This is a genomic window from Paenibacillus sp. J22FR21 (assembly GCF_056269135.1).
In genome coordinates this window covers 1-1,184 of record NZ_JBWDNJ010000025.1, presented here as the reverse complement: position 1 = coordinate 1,184, position 1,184 = coordinate 1, and the positions used below count along the sequence as shown (strand labels likewise).

The 1,184-nt window shown below is 51.4% G+C and carries 2 rRNA genes; both read right to left on the bottom strand.

Annotated features, from left to right (window positions below):
• Positions 1–893: ribosomal RNA gene (locus AC0YNS_RS31670) — 23S ribosomal RNA — on the bottom strand; the annotation flags it as partial.
• 106 nt (positions 894–999) lie between these two features.
• Positions 1,000–1,116, bottom strand: a 5S ribosomal RNA gene (gene rrf, locus AC0YNS_RS31665).
• Positions 1,117–1,184 lie beyond the last annotated feature (68 nt).

Below are 1,184 nucleotides of genomic sequence, written 5' to 3'. Positions count from 1 at the left end.
ACTCCGAGGCTAGCCCTAAAGCTATTTCGGGGAGAACCAGCTATCTCCGAGTTCGATTGGAATTTCTCCGCTACCCCCACCTCATCCCCGAATTTTTCAACATTCGTGGGTTCGGGCCTCCAGTGCGTGTTACCGCACCTTCACCCTGGACAGGGGTAGATCACACGGTTTCGGGTCTACGTCCACATACTATGTCGCCCTATTCAGACTCGCTTTCGCTGCGGCTCCGGCTCTTCACCTTAACCTTGCATGGGAACGTAACTCGCCGGTTCATTCTACAAAAGGCACGCCATCACCCATATAACGGGCTCTGACTTTTTGTAAGCGCACGGTTTCAGGTTCTTTTTCACTCCGCTTCCGCGGTGCTTTTCACCTTTCCCTCACGGTACTGCTTCACTATCGGTCGCTAGGGAGTATTTAGCCTTGGCAGATGGTCCTGCCGGATTCCCACGAGGTTTCACGTGTCTCGCGGTACTCAGGGTACGTCTCGGAGAGTGCTGACTTTGGACTACAGGGCTTTTACCTCTTATAGCGGGCCTTTCCAGACCTCTTCGTCTACCCAACACCTTTGTAACTCCATGTGAGACGCCCTACAACCCCAAGAAGCAAGCTCCTTGGTTTGGGCTAATCCGCGTTCGCTCGCCGCTACTGACGGAATCACTATTGTTTTCTCTTCCTCAGGGTACTTAGATGTTTCAGTTCCCCTGGTCTGCCTCTTCATAACCTATGTATTCAGTTATGAGTGACTGGACATTACTCCAGCCGGGTTTCCCCATTCGGACATCCCCGGATCAAAGCCTGCTTACGGCTCCCCGAGGCATTTCGTTGTTCGCCACGTCCTTCTTCGGCTCCTAGCGCCTAGGCATCCTCCGTGCGCTCTTAGTAGCTTAACCTATGCTGAAACGAGTTCAGCTTTACTTCGATTAATCTCAGCTAAGAGATGTTTCGCAAATTTCATATCCAGTTTTCAAGGAACAAAGGTAAGTGCTTATGGCACTCGCTTGGCAACGTTCTACTCTCCCAGGACCCTGCGGTCCAAGTACCATTGACGCTGAAGGGCTTAACGGTCGTGTTCGAGATGGGTACGCGTGGTTCCCCTTCGCCATTATCACCAAACGAATGTGTATTGTGTTGTAGAAAGAGACTTGCTCTTTCAAAACTGAACATGAGCGAACCAGTCGGTT